The sequence below is a fragment of the Caulobacter vibrioides OR37 genome (genome assembly GCF_000372645.1).
GTDB lineage: Bacteria > Pseudomonadota > Alphaproteobacteria > Caulobacterales > Caulobacteraceae > Caulobacter > Caulobacter vibrioides_E.
In genome coordinates this window covers 57,905-80,688 of record NZ_APMP01000021.1, presented here as the reverse complement: position 1 = coordinate 80,688, position 22,784 = coordinate 57,905, and the positions used below count along the sequence as shown (strand labels likewise).

The window sequence follows — 22,784 nt, the reverse complement described above, 5'->3', positions numbered from 1 at the left end:
CGGCTATCACGCTCTAAGGCTGTCGGCCGGGTTGTTCGCGCCGCGCGGTCAAAGGCATCGCGGGGGGCGAGGCGGACCTCGTTCAGATGTCCAGTCTCACCGAGACGGGGTCTCGCGAGGCCCATTGCAGAACCGATTGGATCAGGGCCGCGGCGACCGGGTTCTGGCCGCCTGGCCCCATCACGACGAACTCAATGTCCGGCAACGGCGGCAGGACGTCCGGCGCCGAAATCGGGGCCAGGCCCGGCGGTATCAGGCGCAGGGAGTGGGGCAGCGCGCCAAGACCCGCCCGGGCCGCGGCGCTCAGGCCCGCCAGGCTGGTGCTGGTGAAGGCGATGCGCCAGGCTTTCCGCGCGCGCTCCAGGGTCGCGAGCGCCTTGGCCCGGGTGACGCTTGGGGGCGGATAGAGCAGGAGGGGGACCGGCTCCGCCGGATCGAGGCGCAGGTCGGGCCGGCCGACCCAGGCGATCGGTTCGCGCCAGGCCAAGGTCCCGCGAGGGTCTCCCGACCGCCGCTTGACGAACACCACGTCAAGCGCGCCCGCGTCGAACCGTTCGTAGAGGGTCTCGCTGAGACCGGCGACCAGTTCCAGGTCGACCTCCGGGTGGCGTCGCGCGAAGGCGGCCAGAATGTCGGGCAGGGCCGACAGAACGAAGTCTTCGCAGGCTCCCAGTCGCAGCCGTCCGCGCAGCGGGGTCGCGGTGAGGAACCGAGCCATCCGGTCGTGGGCGTCCAGGACGCGTCGGGCGTGTTCCAGCGCGACCTCTCCTTCGGGCGTCAAGGCCACGCCATGCGTGTCGCGATCCAGCCACCGTCGGCCGGTCAGGGTCTCGAGGCGTTGGATATGCTGGCTGACGGTCGACTGCTGCCGTCCCAGCGCCCGTCCGGCGGCCGTGAACGAGCCGGTCTCGGCGATCGCCACGAAGCTGCGCAGCAGCTCTGGAGACAAGAGACGCTCTGTCATCACGTTTCATGATATCCGATATCGCTATTATGGCAATTCAAAATGTCCGCGCGACCCTTTAGCTGAGGCCGGTCGTTTCACGAGGAGGGTCGTCATGCCCGCGCGTCGCCTGCGTCTTCCGCTCGATCCCTACCTGCTTTGCCTGATCGCGACGGTCGCCCTGGCCTTTGTCCTGCCGGCCCGGGGGCGGGCGACCCTGGTGTTGGACAAGACGGTCTATGGGGCCGTCGCGGCCCTGTTTTTTCTGTACGGCGCCAAGCTGTCGCCGAGCGCGATCTGGGAAGGCCTGATCCACTGGCGCCTGCAGGCCCTGGTGTCGGCCAGCACCTTCGTCCTCTTTCCGGCGCTCGGCGTGGCGGTCGGCGTCCTGGCCAAGTCGCGGCTGCCCGATGACGTCGTGACCGGCCTGGTCTTTCTGACGCTGTTGCCGTCCACGGTGCAATCGTCGATCGCCTTCACTTCGATCGCGCGCGGCAACGTGCCGGCGGCCTTGTGCAGCGCCTCGCTGTCGAACATGGCCGGCGTCTTCATCACCCCGATCCTGGCGGCGCTGATCACGCCGGCCGGGAAGGGCCTGAGCCTCTCGTCGCTCAGCGACATCTGTCTGCAGATCGTGCTGCCCTTCATCGCCGGCCAGGTTTGCCGGCCCTTTATCGGCGCCTGGCTCTCGCGCCACCCGCGGATCACGGCCGCCGTGGATCGTGGGTCGATCTTGCTGATCGTCTATTCGGCCTTCGGCGCGGGGGTCGCCAGCGGGCTCTTGAAAAGCGTCTCGGGCGTGACCCTGCTGGCGATCCTGGGCGTCGATCTGGCGATGCTGGCGATCGTCATCGTGTCGACCACCTGGATCAGCCGTCAGCTCGGCATGTCGACGGCCGACGAGATCGCCATCGTGTTCTGTGGTTCGAAGAAGAGCATGGCCAGCGGCATTCCGATGGCCAATATCCTGTTCGCCGGTCACGCCGTGGGCCTGATCGTGCTGCCGTTGATGATCTTCCATCAGGCGCAGCTCTTCGTTTGCGCCACCCTGGCCCGACGATACGCCGCCCGGCCGAAGGAGGACGGCGCGGCGGCCGCCGAGCGCGGCTTGAACCCCGTCGGCGCGTTCCGGTGAAGAAGCGGTCGGCGGACAGCTGACGCCCTGGCTTCGGACAAGAAAAAGCGCCAGACGTCGTCGTCCGGCGCTTTCACTTTTCGGAGCCGCTTTCGGAGCCGCTTCATCCGATCCGGTTGAGCCTACCGGATCGGCGAGAGCCCCCGGGGCTCGACCCGGCTTACTTCACCAGCGAGCCGTGGCACTGCTTGAACTTCTTGCCCGAGCCGCAGGGGCAGGGGCCGTTGCGGCTGGTGTTTTCCCAGCCTTCCGGCAGGGCCGAGACCGGCAGGGCCTCGCGTTGTTCCGGCGACAGGCCGTCCGGAATCGCGCCGGCGACGGCGGCGTTCTCGCCGGTCAGCGGATCCAGGTGGACCTCCTGCAGGCCCGACAGCGCCTCGGGCATATCGGGCTCGGCATAGGCGATCTCGACCGTCATCAGCCAGCGGGTGGTGTTGGTGCGCAGGTCGCCGAGCAGCTTCTCGAACAGCGAGAAGGCCTCGGTCTTGTACTCGTTCAGCGGATCGCGCTGGCCGTAGCCGCGCAGGCCGATGACGTTGCGCAGGTGGTCCAGGTGCATCAGGTGCTCGCGCCACTGCAGATCGATCATCTGCAGCAGGAAGTTCTTCTCGACCTGGCGCATCTGCTCGGGCGTGATGATCACCTCGCGCTGGGCGGCGTAGTCATCGGCCGCCTTGGTGATGCGCGTCTTGATCTCCTCGTCGGCGATGCCTTCCTCGGCGGCCCATTCGGCGATCGGCAGGTCCATGCCCAGGATCGACTTCACGCGCTCGGTCAGGCCCTCGATGTCCCACTGCTCGGCATAGGCCTTGGGCGGCAGGTGGCGGGTGACCAGATCGTCGATCGTGTCGTGACGCATCTCGACGATGATCTCGGAGAGATCGTCGCTCTCCATGAACTCCTGGCGCTGCTCGAACACGGCCTTGCGCTGGTCGTTGACGACGTCGTCGTACTTCAGGAGGTTCTTGCGGATCTCGTAGTTGCGCTGCTCGACGCGCTTTTGCGCCGTGGCGATGGCGTTGTTCAGCCACTTGTGGGTGATCGCCTCGCCTTCCTGGACGCCGAAGGTGCGCATGATCGCGTCCAGGCGCTCGCCGGCGAAGATGCGCAGAAGATCATCCTCGCACGACAGGAAGAACTTCGAACGGCCCGGGTCGCCCTGACGGCCGGTGCGGCCGCGCAGCTGGTTGTCGATGCGGCGGCTTTCGTGGCGCTCGGTGCCCAGCACGAACAGGCCGCCGGCGGCCAGGGCCTGAGCCTTCTTGTCGGCGATCTCGGCCTCGATGGCGGCCTTCTGGGCCAGCTCGTCCTGGTGGTCGACCTCCAGGCCCATGCCCTTCTGCTGCTGCTTCCAGGCGGCCAGGCGCATGTCGACATTGCCGCCCAGCTGGATGTCGGTGCCACGGCCGGCCATGTTGGTGGCGATGGTCACCGCGCCGGGCACGCCCGCGTCGGCGACGATGCCGGCTTCCTGCTCGTGGAAGCGGGCGTTCAGCACCTGGTGCGGGATGCCCTTCTGCTTCTTGCCGTCGTTCTCGAACGTATAGCTCGACAGCAGCTTCGACAGCTCTTCCGACTTCTCGATCGAGACCGTGCCGACCAGGATCGGCTGACCGCGCACGTGGCAGTCGGCGATCTGCTTGAGGATGGCCTGGTTCTTCTCGCGCTCGGTGCGATAGACCTCGTCGTCGTCGTCGATGCGCTGGATCGGACGGTTGGTCGGGATCTCCGACACGCCCATCTTGTAGATGTCGTCGAATTCCTGCGCCTCGGTCGAGGCCGTGCCGGTCATGCCCGACAGCTTGGTGTAGAGGCGGAAGTAGTTCTGGATGGTTACCGAGGCCAGGGTCTGGTTCTCGGGCTGGATGTCGGCGCCTTCCTTGGCCTCGATGGCCTGGTGCAGGCCTTCCGACAGGCGGCGTCCGGTCATCATGCGGCCGGTGAACTCGTCGATCAGGATCACCTCGCCGGCCTTGACGATGTAGTCCTTGTCGCGCGTGTAGAGGATGTTGGCGCGCAGGGCCTGGTTGACGTGGTGCACCACCGAGACGTTGGCCGCGTCGTAGAGGCCCGCCGAGTCCTCGGCCAGGTGGCCGCCCGACATCAGGATCTCTTCGATCTTTTCCTGGCCGTCCTCGGTCAGGATGACCTGGCGCTGCTTCTCGTCGTGGTCGTAGGTTCCCTTGTCCTTGATCAGCTCTTTCACCAGCAGATCGATGGTCTTGTAGAACTCGCTGCGGTCCTCGGTGGGGCCCGAGATGATCAGCGGCGTGCGGGCCTCGTCGATCAGGATGGAGTCCACTTCGTCGACGATCGCGAAGTTGTGGCCGCGCTGGACCATCTCCGACACGTCGTAGACCAGGTTGTCGCGCAGGTAGTCGAAGCCGAACTCGTTGTTGGTGCCGTAGGTGATGTCGCTGCGGTACGCGCGCTGACGCTCGCCTTGGGAGAGGCCGTTGACGATCACGCCGTAGGAGAGGCCCAGGAAGTTATAGACCTGACCCATCCAGTCGGCGTCGCGGCGGGCCAGGTAGTCGTTGACGGTGATGACGTGGACGCCCTTGCCTTCGAGGGCGTTCAGATAGGTCGGCAGGGTGGCGACCAGGGTCTTGCCTTCACCGGTGCGCATTTCCGAGATGCCCGAGAAGTGCAGCACCATGCCGCCGACCATCTGGACGTCGAAGTGGCGCATCCCGAGCACGCGCTTGGACGCCTCGCGGACCACGGCGAAAGCTTCGTTCAGCAGGCCGTCCAGCGTCTCGCCCTTTTCCAGGCGGGCCTTGAACTCGGCGGTCTTGGCCTTCAGCGCCTCGTCGGAGAGCGCCGCGTATTCCGGCTCGAGGGCGTTGATCTTCGCCACGCGCGCTTGGAAGGTCTTGACCTTGCGTTCGTTGGAAGAGCCGAAGAGCTTTTTGGCGAGACCAAGCATGAAGAGGGAATCCGGAGGGACGGTTTGGACGAGGAGGCCGGCGCTAAGGCTTCGAGGGCCTCGACTACGGAAGTGAGGGCGCGCTGGAGCGGCGGACAAATCCGCTATTCCAACGCGGCCGGAGACTTAAGCACCGGCCATCTTGGTGTCAACGCGAAGCCCCCGTCGTCAGTAGGGTTTCGGAGGGGGCGCGGAGGACGTCGGACTTGGTTTTCACGGGGTTTTTCTTTGGGACTGGCGCGGGAAAGCCCCCGGCCGAACGCTTTGCGCGCCGAAGCCGTTTCCACTCGACGAAAAAGCACGCTAGAGCGCTTTGTAAGCAAAGCCGGAGATCTTGGCCTTGAAGTCCTCTGTCCGTCTCGTGAGTTTGATCAGCGCCATGACCTGCGCGCTGCTGCTGGCGGCGTGCGGCCAGAACAAGGTCGCCGAGAAGCCGCCGGAGCCGGGCGACACCGCCGTGGCCCGCGTCAACGGCCAGGTGATCTGGGCGTCCGACGTCAAGCGCGAGGCCGTGGCCCAGGGCCTGATCAGCGAGGGCGAGCCGCTGGACATTTCCAGCGAGGTGTTCCGCCAGCGTCTCGACGAGGTGATCGATCAGAAGCTGCTGGCCGCCGAGGCGACCAAGCGCAAGCTGGACAAGGATCCGATCGCCCAGCGCCGCCTGGCCGCCGCCCGTGAGCGCATCCTGGGCGACATGCTGGTCGAGGGCGTGGTCGAGAAGGCCGTCACCGAGGACGCCATCCGCAAGCTCTATGCCGAGCAGCAGAAGCTGTCGAAGCGCTCGGAAGAGATCCGCGCCCGCCAGATCATCGTCGGCAGCCAGGCCGAGGCCGAGAGCGTCAAGAAGCTGCTGGCCTCCGGCGCGTCGTTCGACGCCCTGGCCATGGAGCGCTCGACCGACCAGGCCACGCGCTTCAATGGCGGCGACCTCGGCTACTTCACCCTGGATGTGATGCCCGAGCCCTATGGCGCGGCGCTGAAGGACGCCCAGAAGGGCCAGCTGGTCGGGCCGTTCGCGGCCGAGGGCGGCTGGGTCATCGTCAAGGTCGAGGACAAGCGCACCGAGGACCCGATCACCCTGGAGGCCGCCCGTCCGCAGATCGTGCGCTTCCTGACCTATGATCAGGTCCGCGACATCCTCGAAAAGCTGCGCGGCGGCGCCAAGGTCGACATCCTGATCGGCAAGCCGCAGGACGTGCCCGGCGCCCCGGCGCGCGAACCGGCCTCGGCCCCGCCCGAACCGCCCGCCGGCGCGCCCGCCGCGCCGCCGGCTTCCGCCCCATCCGCCCCCGCCAAGAAGTAAGAAGCGGCCGCCATGACCAAGACTCCCAAGGCCTCCGGCAAGACCCCCGCCGAGAAGGCGCCCGAGACCGCGCACAACCCCGTGGCCGCCGCCGGCGCCGCTCTCGAGCGCGCCCTGGTCGATCCGCTGGCCTCGGCGTTGAAGCGCGCCGGCCTGCGCCGCGCCCAGAAGTCGGCCGGCGAGGACGTTTCCATCGCCACGCCCGCGACGCCCGCCGCCAAGCCGGCCGCCACGGGCGCGGGCAAGCCGGGCCTGGCCATATCGCCGCTGGCCGTGCCGTTCCCGATCATTCCGCCGATCGCCGGCGTCGAGATCGCCACCGGCCGCGCCGGCTTCTACAAGCACGAGCGGGAAGACCTGCTGCTGATGCGCTTCGCCGAGGGCACCTCGGCCGCTGGGGTCTTCACGCGTCACGGCGTCGGCTCCGCGCCGGTCGACTGGTGCAAGCGGCAACTGGCCGCCACCGGCGGCGCGGACGTGCGGGCCCTGGTGGTCAACGCCGGCTGCGCCAACAGCTTCACCGGCCGCCCGGGCGCGGACGCCGTGCGCCGCGTGGCCACCGCCGTCGGCAAGCGCCTGGATTGCCGCCAGCGCGACGTGATGATGGCCTCGACCGGCGTCATTGGCGTGATCCTGGACGACAGCAAGATCACCGCCCGCCTGCCCGAGGTCGAGAGCCGCCTGAAGGCCGACGCCTGGGCCGAGGCCGGTCGGGCGATCATGACCACAGACACCTTCCCGAAAGGCGCCTACGCCACGGCGATGATCGACGGCGTCGAGGTCAAGATCGCCGGCATCTGCAAGGGCTCGGGCATGATCGCGCCCGACATGGCCACCATGTTGGCCTTCGTGGCCACTGACGCGGCCATCGCGCCGGCGGCGCTGCAGACCCTGGTCAGCCTCTACACCCGCACGACCTTCAACTGCGTGACGGTGGACGGCGACCGCTCGACCAACGACACCCTTCTGCTGTTCGCCACCGGCCAGTCGGGCGCGCCGAAGATCCACCGGGCCGGCGACAAGCGCCTGGCCGATTTCCGGGAAAAGCTCGAGGGGGTGCTGCTGGACCTGGCGCTGCAACTGGTCCGCGACGGCGAGGGGGCGACCAAGTTCGTCAAGATCACCGTCAACGGCGCCGAGAGCCCGGCCAGCGCCCGCAAGATCGCCCGCACCATCGCCGAGAGCCCGCTGGTCAAGACCGCCTTCGCCGGCGAGGACGCCAACTGGGGCCGCATCGTCATGGCCGTGGGCCGCGCCGACGAGCCGGTGGCCCGCGAGAAGATCAACGTCCGTTTCGGCGATCTCTACGCGGCCCGCGACGGCCTGATCTCGGCCGAATACGACGAGGCCAAGATGAGCGCCTACGTCAAGAACGCGGAGTTCGAGGTCAGCGTCGACGTCGGCGTCGGCAAGGGCTCGGCCACGGTCTGGACCTGCGACCTGACCAAGCAGTACGTGGCGATCAACGGGGATTACCGGAGCTAGGGAGCCGTTATCTCCTTCGCTCACTCACAACGCCCGTCATTCCCGCCCCTGTGGCGGGAACCCCTGGTTCGGCTCATACGGGAGATACAAGCGGACTGCTGAGCAGTCCGCCTCCGCTGCATCTGCGGCGGACGGAGGGGTTCCCGCCACGAGGGCGGGAATGACGACCGTAGTTTGAGTGGCGATCGTGCTAGGATCCCAACCCAGAAATACCGGAGTCTCCCCATGACCGACCTTACCCCCGACCAGGAAGCCGCCTTCCTGAATGACCTGGCCGATGTGTGCCGCTCGGCCGGCTATCGCGTCGAGGCGATCGATCGGGGCCTGGAGGTTTCGGGCGAGGACGAGGAGGACGGGGCGTTCTACCTGTTGCCCGATCACGGCTGGCTGCAGGCCCGTTGCCTGGTGCTGGATCCAGAGGACCTGGACGAGGCCCGCGACCTGACGGCGCTGTTCGAGACGGCGGCCAAGGCCCAGTTCCGCCTGATCGGCAGCCGCTTCGGCTTCGATCCCGCCAGCGGCCTGTGGCTGATCGAGGACCTCTATCCGGGCTTCGACGTCGCTCAGGTCCCGGCGGTGCTGGAACAGCTGGGCTTCGTCTGGGAAGCGCTGGAGGACCTTTTCCTGGGCGCGCTGTCCGGCGCGGTTCCGAGCGACGAGGCCTTCGACGCGGCCTTCGACCTGGAAGCCGCCACGCCCCCCAACTAGCGCCCGGAACCGATCGCGAAGCTGCGCCGTTCAGGGACGGTGTTCCGTGGAGGGCGTTCTGATGACTTCGAAGTTTTGCGTGATGGTCGGCGCGGCCCTGCTGCTGGCGACGTCGGCGGCCCAAGCCCAGGTCAAGCCGCCGGCCAAGCCCACCGAGCCCGGCGGGCGTTGGGGTCAGACCAAGGAGAAGGCCGCCGAGATCGGCACCCAGCCGGTCCGCGACGTCGGCCTCTCCAAGCGCGAGATCCCGCCGATCCTGGAGAAGGCCTATAACGACACCTACAGCGTCAAGGGCCTGAGGACCTGCGTCGCGCTGGCCAACGAGATCAAGGCGCTGAACGCCGTGCTGGGCCCCGACTACCAGGTCGGCAACGAATATTCCGAGAACCGCGCCGGTAAGCTGGCCGAGGCCGGCGGCAAGGCGGTGGTCAACAGCATCATCCCGTTCCGGGGGCTGGTCCGAGAACTCACCGGCGCGGCCCCGAACGACCGCCACATGAACGCGGTGGTCGACGCCGGCCTGGCCCGTCGCGGCTTCCTGCGCGGCGTCCACCTCAAGCAGGGCTGCAAGACCAAGTTCTAGCTTCCCGACGGGACGTCGTACTGCACAAACGAGACTACGTTGCCGTCAGGGTCGCGCACATGGAAGTCCAGGCCGCCCCAGGCCTGGCGCTTCAGGCGCTGCGGAAACTCGACATCGCGCGCCTCGAACTCGGCGAACAGCGCCTTGACGTTGGCGGTCTCGATGGCCGCCAGGATCAGCGAAACCTCGCGTTCCGCCAACTCGGCGAAGTTGGGCGCGTGAACAAAGCGCAGGTGCAGGCAGACGCCGTCGCGCGACACCGCGCCGTAGAACGGCGGGCGGCCATGCAGGAAGTCGATCGCGAAACCCAGCTTGTCGCGCCAGAACGCCGCCGAGCGGGCGACGTCGGCGACCATCAGCACCGGCGTCAGGCCTGCCAGGCGCGGGGGCGGCTCGATTTTGGGCGGATTCGGAACGTCGTCGACCGCGCGCTTCAGCGTCGCCCAGTCGAGATAGCCGGCCTCCACCGCGATCACCTCCTGCGCCAGAGTCAGGGGTAGGGGCGTATCGAGGATCTCAAGGTCGGTCAGGTGCGCGAAGCGGGCCAACTGGCGCACCTTGCCGCCGACGGAGTAGTTCCGTTCCGCGTGCCAAGACACGAGTTGCTTGGCCTTTTTGCGATAGGAGTCGAGCTTGGGCATGAAAGGCTCCGGCTGAAAAGGTTTCAGTGGGTGGGCCTAGCCCTTTCGGCGATGCGCCGACGCCTCCCGGAGAGCTCGGCCTGGATAGGCGAGGTCGATACGCGCTGTCAACGCCGAGCGCCGCGACTTGCCACTGGCCTCGCAATCACGTTCACATGGGCGCGTGAGACTTGGGGGCGGTGCGTGACGGAAGCCTTGATCGTTCGGGGGCTGAACAAGACGTTCGCCAAGCCCGCTGTGATGGACCTCGACCTGACGGTCCGCGCGGGCGAGCTCTACGCCCTGCTCGGTCCCAACGGCGCGGGCAAGACCACCACCCTGCGGATGGTCGCGGGCCTGACCCGACCCGACAAGGGCGAGGTCGAGATCTTCGGCGTCGACGCCCGCAAGGATCCGGCCGGCGCCAAGGCCCTGCTGGCCTGGGCGCCCGACGAGGCGATGATCTACGACAAGCTGACGCCGATGGAATATCTGGAGTTCGTCGCCGGGCTCTGGAACATCGAGCCGCGCGCGGCCAAGGCGCGGGCCGAGGCCTTGCTCGAGCAACTGGGTCTGACCGCCGAGGCGGGGCGTTGGTGCGAGGGTTTCTCGCGAGGCATGAAGCAGAAGGTCGCCCTGGCGGGGGCGCTGATCCATGAGCCCAAGCTGCTGATCCTGGACGAGCCGCTGACCGGTCTGGACGCCGCCGCCGCGCGCCTGGTCAAGGACATGCTGCGGGCCCGCGTCGATGCGGGCGGCACGGTGATCCTGACCACCCATATCCTCGAGGTGGCCGAGCGCATGGCCGATCGCATCGGCATCATCGCCGGCGGCCGCCTGCTGGCCGAGGGCTCGCTGGAGGACCTGCGCGGCATGGCCGGCCAGGCCAGCGGCCGCACGCTCGAGGACGTCTTCCTGCAGCTGACGGCCGAGGGCCACGCGTGATCCGCTTCCAGCCGGCCTCGATCCCCTGGCTCCTGGCCCACGAGCTGCGCCTGACCTGGCGCGGCTTCGTGTCCGGTCGCAAGAGCCGGGGACCGGTGTCGATGATCGCCCTGGCGGTGCTGGTGGTGATGGCCCTGATCGCCGGCGTCAGCATCGCCCTGGCCGTCCACGGCCGTCAGATCCCCGTCATTCCGCTGTCGATCGCCATCGGCGACTTCGTGCTGGCGGTGATCTTGACCCTGATGCTGTCGACCGGCCTGGCGGCGGCGGCGGATGTTCTGTACGAGCGCGGCGATCTCGACCTGCTGTTCTCCTCGCCGATCGCGCCGCGCAAGGTGCTGTTCGTCCGGGCCCTGGGCGTGGCGGTCAACGCGGCGACCTGGTTCGTGATTCCGGCGCTGTTGCTGGTCGGCCCCTCGATCATCTATGGGCATCCGGGATGGGCGGGCCTGTTCGGCGTGCTGGCGGCCGCGTCCCTGGCGGCCACCGGGCTTGGCCTGCTGCTGGCCATGGCCCTGTTCTCGCTGATCGGCCCGAGGCGCACGCGCACCGTGGCCCAGGTGCTGGCGGCCCTGATCGGCGCGGCCTTCTTCCTGGCGACCCAGTTCCGCAACCTACTCGGCAAGCAGGCCAGCGAGAGCCTGTTCGCCCACATCGCCCGAGCGGCGGCGGACGGACGCTTCAAGCCGCCGCCACACGCCGACCTGCCGCTGCGCGCGGCCCTGGGCCAGCCGATCCCCTTGCTGATCCTGCTGGCGATCGGCGCCGGGATCTTCCTGATCGCCGTGAGGGCGCTGGGCCGCCGTTTCGCCGACGCGGCCGCCGCGACCCAAGGGGCGGAACACCACAAGGCCGCGCGGGGGCCCGCCCGCGCGTTCGCGGCCGGCGCGTTCCGCGCCACGGTGCGCAAGGAGCTGCGGCTGATCGGTCGCGACGCGGCCCTGATCTCGCAGGTGCTGCTGCGGGTGCTCTACATGGTTCCGCTGGCCCTGGTGCTGGCGCGGGCCGGGACGCACCAGCAGGCCTGGACACTGGCGGGGCCGGCCGCCGCCGTGGCCTTCCTGGCCGGCCAGGTGGCGGGCAGCCTGGCCTGGCTGACCCTGTCGGCCGAAGACACCCCCGACCTGCTGGCCGTCTCGCCCACGCCGATGTCGACCCTGCGACGGGCCAAGCTGTTCGCCGCCCTGACGCCGGTGGCCGCCCTGCTGGCGATCCCGATCGGCGTGCTGGCCTGGTATCACCCGCTGGCCGCGCTCTGGACGGCGATCGGCGCGGGCCTGACCGCCTGGAGCGCCGGGCTGATCAATGTCTGGCATCAGAAACCCGGTCGCCGCGCCGACTTCCGCCGGCGCCGGTCGGGCTCGGTGCTGGCCAACCTGGCCGAGATCGGCATCGCCTTCCTGTTCGCCGCCGCCACCGCCCTGGCCGTGGCCGGCTGGCTGGTCTGGGCCGTCATCCCGCTGATCGTCGCCGGCGCGTTGATGATGGCGCTGCGCCGCACCGACGAGCAGATCGCCGCGGCGCTTCGGGCGGCCGCGCGGAGTTCGAACTAGAGTCTGCCCGCGGCTTCTAGGCCTCCAGCAGCGCGCGGATGCGGCAGACCACGCCGGCTGAAAGTCGATCGTGGCCGCGCCCGACAGCTCCGCCGCCAGGCCGCGCTCGATCAGGCGCGAGCCGAAGCCCCGGCGGGTGGGCGGCGAGACCGGCGGACCGTCTCGCTCGGTCCAGGTCAAGTCCAGACGCGGGGCGCCGGGCTCCGGCGCCAGGGTCCAAGCCACCCGAACGCGCCCCTCGGACGTCGACAAGGCGCCGTACTTCATGGCGTTGGTGGCCAGCTCGTGCAGCGCCATCGACAGCGAAAGCGCCGTCTTGGGCGAGAGGCGCACCGCCGGGCCGGAAAGATCGAAGCGACCGGCGCCGCCGTGCAGGGCGGCGACGCGTTCGGTCACGTCGTGCAGATCGGCGCCTTCCCAGTTCTCGCGGGTCAGCAGGTCGTGGGCTTCGGCCAGGGCGAGAATCCGGCTGGAGAAGGCTTCCTGGGCCTGTTCCAGCGACCGCTGCCCGGTAAAGCTCTGCGCGGCGATGGCCTGGATGGTCGCCAGGCTGTTCTTGACCCGGTGATTCAGCTCGTTGACCAGCAGCCGCAGGTGCAATTCGGCGCGCTTGCGATCGGTGATGTTGACCACGGCGCCGACGAAGCGCTGGGCCTTGCCGTCGTCGCCGAAGAACACCTTGCCGCGCGTATTCACCCACCGCTCGACATGATCATCGCGGCCGAGGGTGCGGAACTCGACCGAGTATTCGGCGCGTATCGCGGGATCCCGCGCTTGGCGCATGGCGTCGGCCACGCGCGCCCGGTCGTCGGGATGGATGCAGGCCTCGAAGGTGTCGATGTCGATGGGCTGGCCGGCGCCGACGCCCATCATCGCGTAGCAGCGATCGGACCAGAACAGCTCGCCGGTCTCGAGGTTGAGATCCCAGGTGCCGACATCGGCCGCGTCGACCGCCAGGCGCAGGGTCTCTTCCTGCCGCACAAGGCGATCGACGGCCTCGCGGTGCTCGGTGACGTCGGAAGCCACGCCGACGAAGCGCACGCACTTGTCGCCTTCGAAATAGCCCCGGCCGAAGACCCCGACCCAGCGAACGGCGCCGTCGCTGTCGCGGCGGATGCGGTATTCGAGATTGATCGCGCCATCGCCGGCCGGATCGGTGGCGGCGGCCACGGCCGCTCGGACCCTTGGAGCGTCGTCGGGATGCAGCAGACGCTCGAAGGTCTCCTGCGAGGGCGCCTCGTCGGGCGACAGGCCAAAAATGACGCGGGCGCGGCTGTCCCAAAAGCGCTGGCCGATGTGGGGCTTGTGGTCCCAGCGCCCCAGGCCGGCGGCCTCGGCGGCCAGATCGAGGTCGGCTCGCGCGGCGGCCAGCTCAGCCTCGACCTTCTTGCGCTCCGTGACGTCGACGATGACCCCGGTGTTGCGGGCGGGCTGGCCGTCCTCGCCCAGATAGGACTGGCCCCGGGTGTAGACCCATCGCGTCGAGCCGTCGGCCTGGATCAGGCGGTATTCCTCGGAAAAGGCGCCGCCCTTGGCGGCGGCCTCCATGGCGACCTGGCGGATTCGCGCGCGGTCCTCGGGATGGATGGCGGGCGTATAGCTCTGGACGGGAAGGCCGGCCTCGGCGAACTCGGGCGCGATGTTGTGCAGCTCGGCGTAGCGGGCGTCGGCATAGACCTTGTTGGTCCGGATGTCCCACTCCCAGGCTCCGACCACGCCGGCGACCTCCCGCGCCATCTGATAGCGCGCCTGCGCGTCGCGCGTGGTCTGGGCGGTCGTTATGGCGCCGGTGATCTCGACGGCGGTGACCAGCACCCCGCCGACGCCGCCCTCGACCGTCTCGTCCGGAACGGGACTATAGGCGACCGTGAAGTTGGCGCTTTGGGGCGCGCCGTCCCGGACCAGACGCACCGGCAGGTTCTCGAAGGCGAAGCCCCGGCTGGTCCCGCGCAGGATCGCCTCCTGGACGGCGCGCAGGGCGGCGCGCACAGGCGCCGGCGTCGCCGCGAAAGGCGAGCCCAAGGCGTCTGGATGACGGTCCGCCAAGGTCGGGGCATAGGCGTCGTTATAGATCAGGGTCAGGGCGGGGCCCCAGCGCAGGGCCATGGGGACGCTGGCGGCCAGCACCATCTCGGAGGTCAGTCGCAGGGCGGGGGACCAGGCCTCGCGCGGACCCAGCGGCGTTCTAGACCAATCGTAGGTACGGACGCGGGCGGCCATGTCGCCGCCAGCCGGCCTTTCGCCGTGCTCGCCCATCACTTAGACCCCCCATCCGGTCCGTCGACCGGTTGGACCCATGGTGCACCCATCGCGCGAAGGGATTCAAGGGTCGCTCGGGTAAACCGGCCAAGCCTGACTATCGGGGGAGGCGCTCGCCACCCCCGATATGGGGAAGTCTTTGTATTCGGCGCGATTAGTCGATCGGCGACCAGCGCTTCTCGGCCGGAGCGGCTTGCCGCTTGGGGCCTCGGAAAGCGTTGTTGGCCGTAGCGGCCTTCTGGCCTTGCGCGCCGCCGCCCTGACCCTTGCCTTGAGCCTGGCGGCCCTGGCCATTCTGCCCGCCGTCGGGCCGGCCCTTCGGACCGCCATTGCGGTTGCGCTGGCGCTTGCGGCGCAGTTCCGACGGCACGTCGTTGCGCGGGTCGGCCTTGCGCGGGTCGACGTGCCTGTCGGCCGGGACCAGCTTGTCGGCGACGGCGGCCGCTGCGGCCAGCTGCTTGTCGTTGCGGCGATCGAAGGACGGGATCGTCTGGCGGGTGGCCTTCTGGATGTCCTTCAGCAGGCTCCGTTCGTCGTCCGAGCAGAAGCTGATGGCGACGCCGTCCTTGCCCTTGCGGGCGGTGCGGCCGATCCGGTGGACATAGGCCTCCGGCACGTTGGGCAGCTCGTAGTTGATCACGTGGCTGACGTCGTTGACGTCGATGCCGCGCGCGGCGATGTCGGTCGCCACCAGGGCCCGCATCTCGCCGGCCTTGAAGGCCGCCAGGGCGCGCTCGCGCTGGCCTTGCGTCTTGTCGCCGTGGATCGAGGCGGCCTCGACGCCGGCGGCGTTCAGGTACTTGGCCACGCGGTCGGCACCGCGCTTGGTGCGGGTGAAGACGATGGTGCGCGAGAAGCTCGAGTCGGCGAACAGTTCAGCCAGCAGCGGACGCTTGCGCTGGGCCTCGATGAACAGGACGCGCTGGTCGATGCGCTCGACCGTGGTGGCCTGCGGGGCGACCGAGACCTGCACCGGATCCTTCAGGAGCTCACCGGCCAGCTTGCCGATCTCGCTGGGCATGGTGGCCGAGAAGAACAGGTTCTGGCGGTTCTTGGTCAGCTGGCTGGCGATCTTGCGGATCGGCACCACGAAGCCCAGGTCCAGCATCTGGTCGGCTTCGTCGAGCACGAAGATCTCCGTGCCCGAGACGATGGCCGACTTCTCGGCCATGTGGTCCATCAGACGGCCGGGGGTGGCGACCAGGATGTCGATGCCGCCGGCCAGGGCCTTCATCTGCGGGCCGTACTTCACGCCGCCATAGATGGTATGGACCGACAGGCCCATGTGGACGGCGTAGGCCTTGAAGTTCTCGGCGATCTGGGTGGCCAGTTCGCGGGTGGGGGACAGGACCAGGCAGCGGAAGCCGCGACGCGGGGCAGGCTTGCGGTCCTCGGCCAGGCGCTGAAGGATCGGCAGGGCGAAGGCGGCGGTCTTGCCGGTGCCCGTCTGGGCGATGCCCAAGAGGTCCTTGCCTTGCAGGACAACGGGGATCGCCTGGGCCTGGATCGGGGTGGGTTCCTTGTAGCCCTTCTCGGCCAGCGCCTTGAGCAGCGGCTTGGCCAGGCCAAGGTCGGAAAATTGAGTCACGTGTGTTTAGTCTTTCATGCGCCAAGGAAAGCGCATGCGGTCTCGCACGGCTGGCCCCTCGGCTTCGGTCGGGGGAGCGCCCCGCGTGCACGGGCGATCGGGTGAGAAAAGCTCTCAAGGCGCTCGACAGGCTGGTCCGAAAACGGACCCTCACGCGGCTGGAGCGCCAATAGCGCCAATGTGGCGCGACGCCGATATCGCTTGTTGCGGCGCCAAAGTCAAGGAAGCGGGCCGATCTGGGCTTTCCTCCCCCGTTGGGGAGGGGACCGGCGAAGCCGGTGGAGGGGTCAGCGCCAAGGCTACGCGACACGTGCGGGCCCCCTCCGTCTCGCCGCGTATCCGCGGCGATCCACCTCCCCCAGGCGGGGGAGGAGAGGCGCTCGAGGGGGAGGAGAGGCGATCCGCCCTTGCCACCCGCGCCGGCCCGCGCCAAACCCCACCCATGACCAAGCCCACCGTCCTCGTCGCCGCCGCCGCCCTGATCGATGTCGACGGCCGGGTGCTGATCTGCCAGCGGCCCAAGGGCAAGCAGCTGGCCGGTCTCTGGGAGTTTCCCGGCGGCAAGGTCGAGCCTGGCGAAACGCCCGAGGAATGCCTGATCCGCGAACTCGACGAAGAGCTGGGGATCAAGGTCGCCCAGGCCTGTCTGGCGCCGTTCGTTTTCGCGTCGCACTCTTACGAGTCTTTTCACCTCCTGATGCCACTGTACCTGCTGCGTCGGTGGGACGGCCAAGTGACGCGTAAGGAGCATGAGGCGCTGGCATGGGTGAAACCGGACAAGCTCGCGGACTATCCAATGCCGCCCGCGGACGAGCCGCTGGTGGCCTGGCTTCGCGATCTGCTTTGAAGGCCTTCTGGTCCGACGAGTCCGGCGCGACGGCCGTCGAGCTCGGCGTTCTGGTCGCCCTGATCACCTTGGCGCTGGTCACGGCCATGAATGTCTTGAGCGGCGGCATGAAGACCAGCTTCAGCAAGACTTCGGCGGCGCTTAACGCGACCTAGAGCCTGTCCGCTTCAAGTGATTCCATTTGAAGCGGATAAACAGGCTCTAAATCAAACATTTAGAGCGTGATAACCGCCGAAACCGCTTACACTTTCGGCTATCACGCTCTAAGGCGTGGGTTTGTCCCCCGCCGGCTGCTCCCGGACGCCGAGCGCGTCGGCCAGGCGCATCTTGGCCGAGCCCGGGCGCAGGGGCTTTTGCTGGCTTTCGTGCGGCGCCCAGCCGGTGACCGAGACGATCTCGAAGGTGGCGGGCACGCGGCCGTCGGGCTCGGCGAAGCGCTCGACATAGATTTCCATCGCCCGAAACAGCACCTGGCGCGACAGCGGCTTGCGGGAGCGATCCAGCAGCACGCTGGTCTCGCCCATGGCCCGCAGGTCCCGCAACAGCTTGATCGGGTGGGCGTAGCGCACCTTCACGCGATCGACGTCGGCGACGGGTAGGGCGAACCCCGCCCGCTGCAGCAGCCCCGCCGCGTCGATGGCGTCGGCGAAGGGCGAGACGCGCATGGACGCGCCGTCCGACAGCTCGGACTCGGCGGCCAGCAGGCATTGCCGCAGCTCCGTCAGGGTGGCCCCGCCGAAGATCGCGCCGACGAATAGGCCGTCGGGCCGCAGCGCGCGGCGGATCTGGATCAGGGCACCCACCAGATCGTTGGTCCAGTGCAGCGACAGGGTGGAGACCACAAGGTCCAGGGTCGCGTCGCCGAACGGCAGGCGCTCCTCGTCGGCGACGACGCGGGGGCCGCGGCGGCCGGCCAGCATCCGCGACGACAGGTCGGTCTCGATCAGCACGTCGATATTGGCGCGCGCGTCGCTATCCGCCAAAGCGTTGGAAAAACTACCGTTTCTCGCGCCGAGGTCGACGGCGACCGGAAAGCGTCGCAGGATCGTCTCCAGCCGCATGACGAGATCCTGGGCCGCGCGGGCCTTCAGGAAGTCGGCGGACCCGTAGTCCGGCGCGGCGCGATCGAGACGGACGCGATGCAGGGCGCGGTCGAAGAGAAGGGGCGAGGCGGTCATGCGCGCGGAACATGGCGACTTCCGACCGATATGGAAAGCCGGGCCGCGCCTGATGGGCCTGGGGCGAGGGCTGCTGGATCTTCTGCTGCCGCCGACCAGCCTGGACGGCGCGGCGGCGATCAGCGGCGGTCTGTCGGCCGGGGCCTTCTCCAAGATCACGTTCCTGGACGATCCGGTCTGCGACGGCTGCGGCTTGGCCGTCGCCTATGCCGACGCGGCGCTGGAGCGCTGTCCGGCCTGCCAGGCCAAGCCGCGCGCCTTCCAGCGGGCCCGCGCCGCCTGCGTCTATGACGAGCACTCGCGCGACCTGGTCCTGAAGCTGAAGCACGCCGACCGCGCGGACCTGGCGGGTCTGTTCGCGCGCTGGCTGTCGCGATCGGGGGCGGACCTGCTGGCCGAGGCCGACGCGGTGGTCCCCGTGCCGGTTCACCGCGCGCGTCTGCTGAGCCGCCGCTACAATCAGGCCGCCGAGATCGCCCGGCCGCTGGCGAGGATGGCGGGGCTGACCTACCTGCCCGACGCCCTGGTCCGCCAGCGCGACACCGCCAGCCAGGGCGGCAAGTCGGCCTCGGCGCGCCAGCGCAACGTCGCGGCCGCCTTCGCCGTGCCCGCGTCGCGGCGGAGCCGGGTCGCCGGCCGCCGGATCGTGCTGATCGATGATGTTCTGACCACCGGCGCCACGGCCGAGGGCTGCGCGCGGGCGCTGTTGAAGGCCGGGGCGTCGCGGGTGACTTTATCGGTCGTCGCCCGCGTTACAGAAATGCGGGCGCGTCCTATATGAGGACCTCGTAACCCTCACGAGTCAGGCGCATGGCCCACGTCACCATCTACACCCGCCCGTTCTGCCCCTACTGCGCGCGCGCCCTGGCGCTGCTGAGCGAAAAGGGCGCCGACTTCACCGAGATCGAGGCCGGCATGGACCCGGCCTTGCGCCAGGAGATGATGCAGCGCTCGGGCCGCAACACCTTCCCGCAGATCTTCGTCGGCGACCAGCACATCGGCGGCTGCGACGACCTGATGGCCCTGGACGCCGAGGGCAAGCTGGACGGCCTGCTGACCGCATGAGCGCATCGACGTCCCTTCGCGTCGGCCTGATCCAGACCCGCACGCCGGCGACCCACGCCGCCGCGCTGGCCCATGTCGCGCCGCTCGTGCGCCAGGCGATCGCCGAGGGCGCCCAGTTCGTGCTGACGCCGGAGTGTACGAACGTTCTGCAGCGGGACCGGTCCAAGCTGTTGCCGACCCTGACCGCCCTCGAGGACGATCCGGTCGTCAACGGCCTGCGCGAGATCGCGGCCGAGACCGGGACCTGGATCGACATCGGTTCGGCGCTGGTTCGCCGCGAGGACGGAAAAGCCGCCAACCGCCAGGTCGTGATCGACCCGACCGGCGCGATCGTGGCGACCTACGACAAGCTGCACATGTTCGACGTCGACCTGCCCACCGGCGAGACGGCGCGAGAATCGGCCACCTACACGCCGGGCGACGCCGCGGTGGTCGTCGACACGCCGCTGGCCAGGTTTGGTCTGACCATCTGTTACGACATGCGCTTCCCCGCGCTGCACCGCGCCCTCGCCCTGGCCGGGGCGACGGTGCTGACGGCGCCGGCCGCCTTCACCCGTCCCACCGGCGAGGCCCACTGGGACGTGCTGCTGCGCGCCCGCGCCATCGAGACGGGGTCGTTCGTGATCGCCGCCGCCCAGGGCGGCTTCCACGAGGACGGCCGCGGCACCTGGGGCCGCTCGATCGTCGTCGGTCCCTGGGGCGAGATCATCGCCAAGCTTGACCACGACGAGCCTGGCGTGCTGATGGCCGACCTCGATCTGCCCGCCGCGCTCTCGGCGCGGGCGGCGATCCCGGTCCTCCAGAACGCCCGGCCTTTCGTCGGGCCGCGAAAGTCCTGATCCTGGCGCCATGATCAAGTACGCGCTTCAGTGCGACGCGGCTCATGAATTCGAGGGCTGGTTCGGCTCGTCGGCCGACTATGACGACCAGGCCGCGCGCGGCCTGGTCGAGTGCCCGGTCTGCGGCTCGCGCGGCGTTTCCAAGCGGATCATGGCCCCGGCCGTCGCCGGCACCAAGGCCCAACGCGCCGCGCCGCCGGTCGATCCGAAGATGCGCGAGATGATGATGGCGGCCATGGGCGAGGTGCGCCGGCACGTCGAGGAAAACTTCGACTATGTCGGCGACGCCTTCGCCAAGGAGGCCCGCGCCATCCACGAGGGCAAGTCCGAGGAACGCGGCATCTACGGCGAGGCCTCGCCCACCGAGGTCAAGGCCCTGGTCGAGGACGGAGTCAACGTCGCCCCGCTGCCGCTGGCCGCGCCGAAGAAGACGGACGTGAACTGAGGCCATCAAAAAAGGCGCCGGACTCGCGTCCGGCGCCCTTGAAACGGCGAAGGCGTCTAAGCCTTACCGATACCGGTACTCGTAGTGGCACTTGCGCTTGCTCTTGCCGATCTCGTGACCGGCGACGGCGCCGACGGCGCCGCCTAGCAAGGTGCCTTCGGTGCGGGCGCCATGGCCGGCGACGGCGTTGCCGAGCAGAGCGCCGGACAGGCCGCCGATGATCGCGCCGTTCTTGGCCTTGGACTTGTCGCAGACCATGACGCGGTAGCGACGGCTCTGGGCGTCGGCGGCGGTGACGGCCAGGCTGCTGACGGTGAAGCCGACGGCGGTGGCCAGGATGATGGCTTTCAGGCGGGCGCGCATGACGAGCTCTCCACGTGTTCTTGTTCGATCCCTCGGCGAACTAACGCCCAAGCTGGCGGCCGGTTTCCGGTAAAGTCGGAAACGCGACCGTCAGAGGAAATCGGTCGTGATCAGCTTTCGACGCGGTAGCGGCCGTCGGCGTCGGGGCACACCCGCACATAGCGGGTTTCGACGCGGCCATTGTATTCGGTCGGAGCCGGCGCCAGGCGGCAGCGCTCGCTGGCGTCGGCGTAGCGGCCGTCGCCATAGCGGTAGGGCTGGGTCTGCTCGTAGGTCCAGTAGTTGCCGCGCGTGTCGCACTTGGCCGAGGCGTTGCCGACCGCCGCGCCGACGCCCGCGCCGACCAGAGCGCCCAGCACCGTGCCTTCGGGCTTGGCGTTGCGAGCCGCCACGTTCGAGCCCAGGGCCGCGCCGGCCAGGGCCCCGATCACCCCGCCGACCGTGGCGTTGCGCTTGGCGTCCTGGCGGCACGGATTGGCGACATTGGCGCTGGTGTCGATGCTGTAGGCGCCGGCATAGGGCGGGTTGGCGTAGCGGCTGGCCTCGCCCGGATAGCGGCGATCGTAGGCGCCGGCGTAGTGGCGGCGGTCATAGTCGTCGCGGGCGGCGAAATAGCGATCGCGGTCACGGCGCCATTGGTCGTCATAGCCGCCGGCGGTGCTCACGCCGCTGACGCGGAAGCGATCGGCCTCGTCGGGGTGGCGGCGATCATAGGCGCCGTCGCCGTAACGGCGGTCGTAGTCGTAGCGGGCGCGCTCGTAATTCGCGCGGGCCCGTTCGAAGTCGGCCTGCTCGGAATAGTAGGCGGCGCTGTCGCGGTATTGGGCGACGCGGTAGCGTTGGGCGTAGCTGGGATAGCGCCGGTCGTAGGCGCCGACGCCATGGCGGCGGTCATAGTCGTCGCGCGCCCTCAGGTAGGCGGCGCGGTCGCGCTCATAGGCGGCCTGGCGGTCCTGATATTCGCTGACGCGTTCGTCGTAGTTGGCGCGCTGGTTGTCATAGGCCCGCAGATTCTGCTGGTAGCCGTCCTGGGCGAAGGCCGGCGCGAAGGCGCTCAGCGCGGCCGTGGCGGCCAGGCCGATGGCCAAGCTCTTGGAAGTCATGGTGTTTTCTCCGTTCCCTTAGAACGGATCGACGTCCGACCCCGACACGAGCCGTCAATCCGGGTTCAAGTCCCTGCGCGGAGGTAAAGCCCGCGCGAGGGTGAAGTTCCCGGAATCCGTGGGACTCAACCCTTGGTGACGGTCATCATGTAGTTGATGTCGACATCGGTCGAGCGGCCCCAGCGGCCGGTCAGGGGATTGTACGTCACGCCGAACGGGCCGTGCGTCTCGACCGGTTCGCCGGCCAGGAAGGCGCGCAGCTCTTCGGGCTTGAGGAACTGCTTCCAGTCGTGCGTGCCGGGCGGCACCCAACGCAGCACGTACTCGGCGCCGATCTTGGCCAGGGCCAGGGCCTTGAGGGTGCGGTTCAGCGTCGCGACGATCATCAGGCCGCCCGGCTTCAGCAGCCGCGCGCAGGTGCGCAGGAACTCGCCCGGATCGGCGACGTGCTCGATGACTTCCATGGTCAGGACGACGTCGAAGGGACCCGCGCCCTCGGCCAGCAGCTGCTCGGCGGTGGCGGGACGATAGGCGATCTCGAGACCCTGTTCGGAAGCGTGGGTCGCGGCGGTCTTGATGTTCTTTTCCGAGGCGTCGATCGCGGTGACCGAAAAGCCCAGCCGCGCCATCGGCTCGCTGAGCAGCCCGCCGCCGCAGCCTATGTCCAGGAGGGAAAGACCCTCGAACGGGGCGTTCGCGGAGCCGTCGCGATCGAACCGCTCCAGGGCCTGCTCGCGAATGAAGGTCAGGCGGCAGGGATTGAACACGTGCAGCGGCGCGAACTTGCCCTTCGGATCCCACCACTCGGCGGCGATCGCCGAGAACCGCGCCACGTCGGCCGGGTCGATGCTCCAGGAGGGGGCGGCGGGGGAGGGCGCTGCGTCGGTCATGCG

The 22,784-nt window shown here is 68.9% G+C and carries 21 protein-coding genes and 1 pseudogene; 13 read left to right on the top strand and 9 right to left on the bottom strand.

Annotation, left to right across the window (positions count from 1 at the left end):
- Positions 1–82: 82 nt before the first annotated feature.
- Positions 83–949: a LysR family transcriptional regulator gene (locus OR37_RS14955; RefSeq protein WP_235046585.1), complete on the bottom strand. Its 867-nt coding sequence runs from the start codon at positions 947–949 to the stop codon at positions 83–85.
- 109 nt (positions 950–1,058) lie between these two features.
- On the opposite strand from OR37_RS14955, the gene OR37_RS14950 reads away from it, so the two are divergent.
- Positions 1,059–2,078 carry a bile acid:sodium symporter family protein gene (locus OR37_RS14950; RefSeq protein WP_004621568.1) on the top strand — a complete coding sequence of 340 codons (1,020 nt, stop codon included), beginning with the start codon at positions 1,059–1,061 and terminating at the stop codon, positions 2,076–2,078.
- A 160-nt stretch (positions 2,079–2,238) separates the two neighbouring features.
- Here OR37_RS14950 and secA read toward each other — a convergent pair whose 3' ends face one another.
- On the bottom strand, positions 2,239–5,007 hold the full coding sequence (gene secA, locus OR37_RS14945) for a preprotein translocase subunit SecA (protein WP_004621566.1): 2,769 nt from the start codon (positions 5,005–5,007) through the stop codon (positions 2,239–2,241).
- Positions 5,008–5,341: 334 nt separating this feature from the next.
- Here secA and OR37_RS14940 point away from each other — a divergent pair, with 334 nt between their 5' ends.
- The 4 genes from OR37_RS14940 (at position 5,342) to OR37_RS14925 (ending at position 9,086) form a co-directional block, all read left to right on the top strand.
- Complete coding sequence (locus tag OR37_RS14940) at positions 5,342–6,310, top strand: peptidylprolyl isomerase (RefSeq protein ID WP_035017486.1); 969 nt, start codon at positions 5,342–5,344, stop codon at positions 6,308–6,310.
- A 12-nt stretch (positions 6,311–6,322) separates the two neighbouring features.
- Positions 6,323–7,795 carry a bifunctional glutamate N-acetyltransferase/amino-acid acetyltransferase ArgJ gene (gene argJ / locus OR37_RS14935; protein ID WP_004621562.1) on the top strand — a complete coding sequence of 491 codons (1,473 nt, stop codon included), beginning with the start codon at positions 6,323–6,325 and terminating at the stop codon, positions 7,793–7,795.
- A gap of 225 nt (positions 7,796–8,020) precedes the next feature.
- Positions 8,021–8,503: a hypothetical protein gene (locus OR37_RS14930; RefSeq protein WP_004621561.1), complete on the top strand. Its 483-nt coding sequence runs from the start codon at positions 8,021–8,023 to the stop codon at positions 8,501–8,503.
- Positions 8,504–8,564: 61 nt separating this feature from the next.
- Positions 8,565–9,086 (top strand): hypothetical protein, encoded by a 522-nt coding sequence (locus tag OR37_RS14925; protein ID WP_004621560.1) that lies wholly within the window; start codon positions 8,565–8,567, stop codon positions 9,084–9,086.
- Here the strand turns inward: OR37_RS14925 and OR37_RS14920 are convergent.
- Positions 9,083–9,727 (bottom strand): glyoxalase superfamily protein, encoded by a 645-nt coding sequence (locus OR37_RS14920; protein WP_004621559.1) that lies wholly within the window; start codon positions 9,725–9,727, stop codon positions 9,083–9,085. The two genes, OR37_RS14925 and OR37_RS14920, sit on opposite strands and share 4 nt — an antisense overlap.
- A 183-nt stretch (positions 9,728–9,910) precedes the next feature.
- Between OR37_RS14920 and OR37_RS14915 the strand changes: the two genes are divergently transcribed.
- Positions 9,911–10,651, top strand: a complete 741-nt coding sequence (locus OR37_RS14915) for an ABC transporter ATP-binding protein (RefSeq protein ID WP_004621558.1) — start codon at positions 9,911–9,913, stop codon at positions 10,649–10,651.
- Positions 10,648–12,204: a hypothetical protein gene (locus OR37_RS14910; RefSeq protein ID WP_004621557.1), complete on the top strand. Its 1,557-nt coding sequence runs from the start codon at positions 10,648–10,650 to the stop codon at positions 12,202–12,204. Before OR37_RS14915 ends, OR37_RS14910 begins: the two co-directional genes overlap by 4 nt.
- Positions 12,205–12,600: 396 nt before the next feature.
- Here the strand turns inward: OR37_RS14910 and OR37_RS22195 are convergent.
- Both OR37_RS22195 and OR37_RS14900 read right to left on the bottom strand, forming a co-directional pair.
- Positions 12,601–13,941, bottom strand: a pseudogene (locus OR37_RS22195) (PAS domain-containing protein); the annotation flags it as partial.
- A 676-nt stretch (positions 13,942–14,617) separates the two neighbouring features.
- A complete protein-coding gene (locus OR37_RS14900) occupies positions 14,618–16,051 on the bottom strand; it encodes a DEAD/DEAH box helicase (protein WP_004621555.1) in 1,434 nt (477 codons plus the stop codon).
- 442 nt (positions 16,052–16,493) lie between these two features.
- Between OR37_RS14900 and mutT the strand changes: the two genes are divergently transcribed.
- Positions 16,494–16,898 carry an 8-oxo-dGTP diphosphatase MutT gene (mutT, locus tag OR37_RS14895; RefSeq protein ID WP_004621554.1) on the top strand — a complete coding sequence of 135 codons (405 nt, stop codon included), beginning with the start codon at positions 16,494–16,496 and terminating at the stop codon, positions 16,896–16,898.
- Positions 16,895–17,053, top strand: coding sequence for a Flp family type IVb pilin (locus tag OR37_RS14890; protein WP_004621553.1), 159 nt, complete (start codon positions 16,895–16,897; stop codon positions 17,051–17,053). The genes mutT and OR37_RS14890 overlap by 4 nt, the downstream gene beginning before the upstream one ends.
- A gap of 108 nt (positions 17,054–17,161) precedes the next feature.
- Here OR37_RS14890 and OR37_RS14885 read toward each other — a convergent pair whose 3' ends face one another.
- Positions 17,162–18,076 (bottom strand): methyltransferase domain-containing protein, encoded by a 915-nt coding sequence (locus tag OR37_RS14885; RefSeq protein WP_004621552.1) that lies wholly within the window; start codon positions 18,074–18,076, stop codon positions 17,162–17,164.
- Here OR37_RS14885 and OR37_RS14880 point away from each other — a divergent pair.
- The 4 genes from OR37_RS14880 to OR37_RS14865 are packed head-to-tail and all read left to right on the top strand — an operon-like array spanning position 18,075 to position 20,425.
- Positions 18,075–18,857 carry a ComF family protein gene (locus OR37_RS14880; RefSeq protein ID WP_035017485.1) on the top strand — a complete coding sequence of 261 codons (783 nt, stop codon included), beginning with the start codon at positions 18,075–18,077 and terminating at the stop codon, positions 18,855–18,857. The genes OR37_RS14885 and OR37_RS14880 overlap by 2 nt on opposite strands.
- Before the next feature lie 29 nt (positions 18,858–18,886).
- Positions 18,887–19,141 carry a glutaredoxin 3 gene (grxC, locus tag OR37_RS14875; protein WP_004621550.1) on the top strand — a complete coding sequence of 85 codons (255 nt, stop codon included), beginning with the start codon at positions 18,887–18,889 and terminating at the stop codon, positions 19,139–19,141.
- Positions 19,138–19,980 (top strand): carbon-nitrogen hydrolase family protein, encoded by an 843-nt coding sequence (locus OR37_RS14870; RefSeq protein WP_004621548.1) that lies wholly within the window; start codon positions 19,138–19,140, stop codon positions 19,978–19,980. Before grxC ends, OR37_RS14870 begins: the two co-directional genes overlap by 4 nt.
- A gap of 10 nt (positions 19,981–19,990) precedes the next feature.
- Positions 19,991–20,425, top strand: coding sequence for a DUF1178 family protein (locus tag OR37_RS14865; protein WP_004621545.1), 435 nt, complete (start codon positions 19,991–19,993; stop codon positions 20,423–20,425).
- 63 nt (positions 20,426–20,488) lie between these two features.
- Here OR37_RS14865 and OR37_RS14860 read toward each other — a convergent pair whose 3' ends face one another.
- From OR37_RS14860 to ubiG, 3 genes are all read right to left on the bottom strand, one after another.
- Positions 20,489–20,788, bottom strand: a complete 300-nt coding sequence (locus OR37_RS14860) for a glycine zipper 2TM domain-containing protein (RefSeq protein WP_004621544.1) — start codon at positions 20,786–20,788, stop codon at positions 20,489–20,491.
- Positions 20,789–20,898: 110 nt separating this feature from the next.
- Entirely contained in the window at positions 20,899–21,891 is a 993-nt protein-coding gene (locus OR37_RS14855) for a glycine zipper 2TM domain-containing protein (RefSeq protein WP_004621542.1), read from the bottom strand.
- A gap of 125 nt (positions 21,892–22,016) precedes the next feature.
- Complete coding sequence (gene ubiG, locus OR37_RS14850; RefSeq protein WP_004621541.1) at positions 22,017–22,781, bottom strand: bifunctional 2-polyprenyl-6-hydroxyphenol methylase/3-demethylubiquinol 3-O-methyltransferase UbiG; 765 nt, start codon at positions 22,779–22,781, stop codon at positions 22,017–22,019.
- Positions 22,782–22,784: the final 3 nt, after the last annotated feature.

Coding starts and splice junctions, on each gene's coding strand:
- mutT (WP_004621554.1), top strand. CDS start 16,494: ATGACCAAGCCCACCGTCCTCGTCGCCGCCGCCGCCCTGATCGATGTC.
- argJ (WP_004621562.1), top strand. CDS start 6,323: ATGACCAAGACTCCCAAGGCCTCCGGCAAGACCCCCGCCGAGAAGGCG.
- ubiG (WP_004621541.1), bottom strand. CDS start 22,781: ATGACCGACGCAGCGCCCTCCCCCGCCGCCCCCTCCTGGAGCATCGAC.
- secA (WP_004621566.1), bottom strand. CDS start 5,007: ATGCTTGGTCTCGCCAAAAAGCTCTTCGGCTCTTCCAACGAACGCAAG.
- OR37_RS14925 (WP_004621560.1), top strand. CDS start 8,565: ATGACTTCGAAGTTTTGCGTGATGGTCGGCGCGGCCCTGCTGCTGGCG.
- grxC (WP_004621550.1), top strand. CDS start 18,887: ATGGCCCACGTCACCATCTACACCCGCCCGTTCTGCCCCTACTGCGCG.
- OR37_RS14855 (WP_004621542.1), bottom strand. CDS start 21,891: ATGACTTCCAAGAGCTTGGCCATCGGCCTGGCCGCCACGGCCGCGCTG.
- OR37_RS14860 (WP_004621544.1), bottom strand. CDS start 20,788: ATGCGCGCCCGCCTGAAAGCCATCATCCTGGCCACCGCCGTCGGCTTC.
- OR37_RS14950 (WP_004621568.1), top strand. CDS start 1,059: ATGCCCGCGCGTCGCCTGCGTCTTCCGCTCGATCCCTACCTGCTTTGC.
- OR37_RS14865 (WP_004621545.1), top strand. CDS start 19,991: ATGATCAAGTACGCGCTTCAGTGCGACGCGGCTCATGAATTCGAGGGC.
- OR37_RS14870 (WP_004621548.1), top strand. CDS start 19,138: ATGAGCGCATCGACGTCCCTTCGCGTCGGCCTGATCCAGACCCGCACG.
- OR37_RS14920 (WP_004621559.1), bottom strand. CDS start 9,727: ATGCCCAAGCTCGACTCCTATCGCAAAAAGGCCAAGCAACTCGTGTCT.
- OR37_RS14930 (WP_004621561.1), top strand. CDS start 8,021: ATGACCGACCTTACCCCCGACCAGGAAGCCGCCTTCCTGAATGACCTG.
- OR37_RS14880 (WP_035017485.1), top strand. CDS start 18,075: ATGCGCGCGGAACATGGCGACTTCCGACCGATATGGAAAGCCGGGCCG.
- OR37_RS14885 (WP_004621552.1), bottom strand. CDS start 18,076: ATGACCGCCTCGCCCCTTCTCTTCGACCGCGCCCTGCATCGCGTCCGT.